We start from the raw sequence: 1,967 nt of genomic DNA, 5'->3' as shown, positions 1-1,967 counted from the left end.
AATATTTAGCAAATTTTGATTTGCATATCCAGACACGGAAAAATAACCATGCTTAGCCAACTCAAAGTCTCCAACTTCGCCATCGCTGACCACCTGGAAGTTTTATTCAACAACGGCATGACCGTACTCAGCGGAGAAACCGGAGCTGGTAAATCAATTATTCTCGACGCATTAGGCTTGGCGCTTGGCGACAGGGCTGATACGAGCATGGTGCGTCACGGAGAGCCCAAGGCTGAAATTTCTGCAGCCTTTGAGTTAGACAAACACCCCAAGGCACTTGAATGGCTTAAAGACCACGACCTGGAAGAAGGCGAGCAATGTATATTGCGCAGAGTCATCACAGCCGAGGGCCGCTCGCGCAGCTATATAAATGGCCACCCTAGCCCTCTACAGAATTTAAAATCAATTGGCGAGCTACTGATTGATATTCACAGCCAACACGAACACCAATCCTTACTTAACAAAGATAACCACCGGGTGATTGTCGACAACTTTGGCCAACTACAAAGTACCTCAGACAAGGTTTCCAGCGCTTTTAATAAATGGTCAAGTCAAGCTAAGCACCTATCTAAACTTGAAAACAACCAGGATGAGATTACTGCCCGCATTCACCTCATTACCTTTCAACTTGAAGAGCTCGAGGCACTGGGCCTACAAGAAGGTGAAGTTGAGCAGCTCGAAAAAGAGCAATCCCAGCTAGCAAATGCAGAACTGCTTTTGAGTAGAGCACATGAAGCTCTAGCGTTATGTTCAGAGGGTGATGCTAATGCCGCCAGCATGGTTTCTTCAGCCTCCTCATCACTACACAACCTACCCAGCGAAAATCATGAGATTAGTGAAGCACTCAACATGCTGAATGAAGCGCAAATCCAAATTGAAGAGGCAGGTAGTAATTTACGCCATTTTATCGACTCATTTGAACTCAACCCAGCACGCCTGCAAGAAATCGAAGAACGCCTAAGCACTGCTTACCAGTTAGCAAGAAAACACCGCTGTGAACCCACTGAGCTGTTAACCATACAAAACAAACTCAGCAAAGAACTACATGACTTTAATAATGGCGACCAAAATCTGGAGCAACTGCAAGCTGAAGTAATCGAATTGGAAAACACTTACCGGGCCTTAGCTGAAACGCAGCGTCAGAAGCGTATAAAGTGTGCCAGCTCTTTAGAAAAGAAAATATGTGAGCAGCTAGCATTGATGGATATGAAGTCAGTGAAGTTCTGCGTCAGCCTAACACCTCTCGATAACAGCAAGGTAAGCCAGCACGGTCTGGATACCGTCGAATTCCTGATTAGCACCAATCCTGGACAGCCCCCCAAAGCCATCAACAAAGTTGCCTCAGGCGGTGAGCTGTCCCGAATCAGCTTAGCGATTCAAGTCATTGTCGCTCAAAACTCGACCATTCCAACACTGGTTTTCGATGAGGTGGATGTAGGCATTGGCGGCGGCACAGCACAAATTGTTGGCCGACTACTCAAATCGCTAGGCAAGAATGGACAAATCATTTGCGTTACCCACCTGCCACAAGTTGCCTCACAAGGTGACAACCATTATTTCATTAGCAAGAAATCAATTGACGGAAAAGTTAGCTCTTCGATTGACTTGCTTAATAAGAAAGCCAGAACCGAGGAAGTTGCTCGCATGCTAGGCGGTATTGAAATGACCGAGCAGACACTTGCTCATGCCAGGGAGATGTTGGAGACCGCATAAAAACTATAAACCACCGAGAACACTGAGCAACTTTCAGCCTTCACAGAGAAAAGCTTTTAAGACTTTTCTTTTTTCTCGGTGAAGCGTAGCGCCCTGTATCCTCTGTGGTTAATTATTCTTTATAAAAAAAGCCGCCTCAAAGAGCGGCTTTAGAAAACACAGTAATATCAAATCTTACTTCTTGGGACGAACATACAGCGTAAGGTTGTGATCGACTAATTCATAACCATGCTCTTCTGCAATTTCATGCTGAC

Annotated in this window: 1 protein-coding gene and 1 pseudogene; one reads left to right on the top strand and one right to left on the bottom strand. The window is 45.4% G+C overall.

The annotated features are described in order from the left end of the window. Positions 1-48: 48 nt before the first annotated feature. Positions 49-1,713 (top strand): DNA repair protein RecN, encoded by a 1,665-nt coding sequence (gene recN, locus A3756_RS15230; protein ID WP_068514043.1) that lies wholly within the window; start codon positions 49-51, stop codon positions 1,711-1,713. A 174-nt stretch (positions 1,714-1,887) separates the two neighbouring features. Here recN and A3756_RS28755 read toward each other — a convergent pair. After that, a pseudogene (locus tag A3756_RS28755) lies at positions 1,888-1,967 on the bottom strand (ferric iron uptake transcriptional regulator); the annotation flags it as partial.

The sequence above is a fragment of the Oleiphilus sp. HI0086 genome (genome assembly GCF_001635225.1).
Note: the sequence above shows the minus strand (reverse complement) of the source record. Positions and strands in the feature narration are given on the sequence as shown.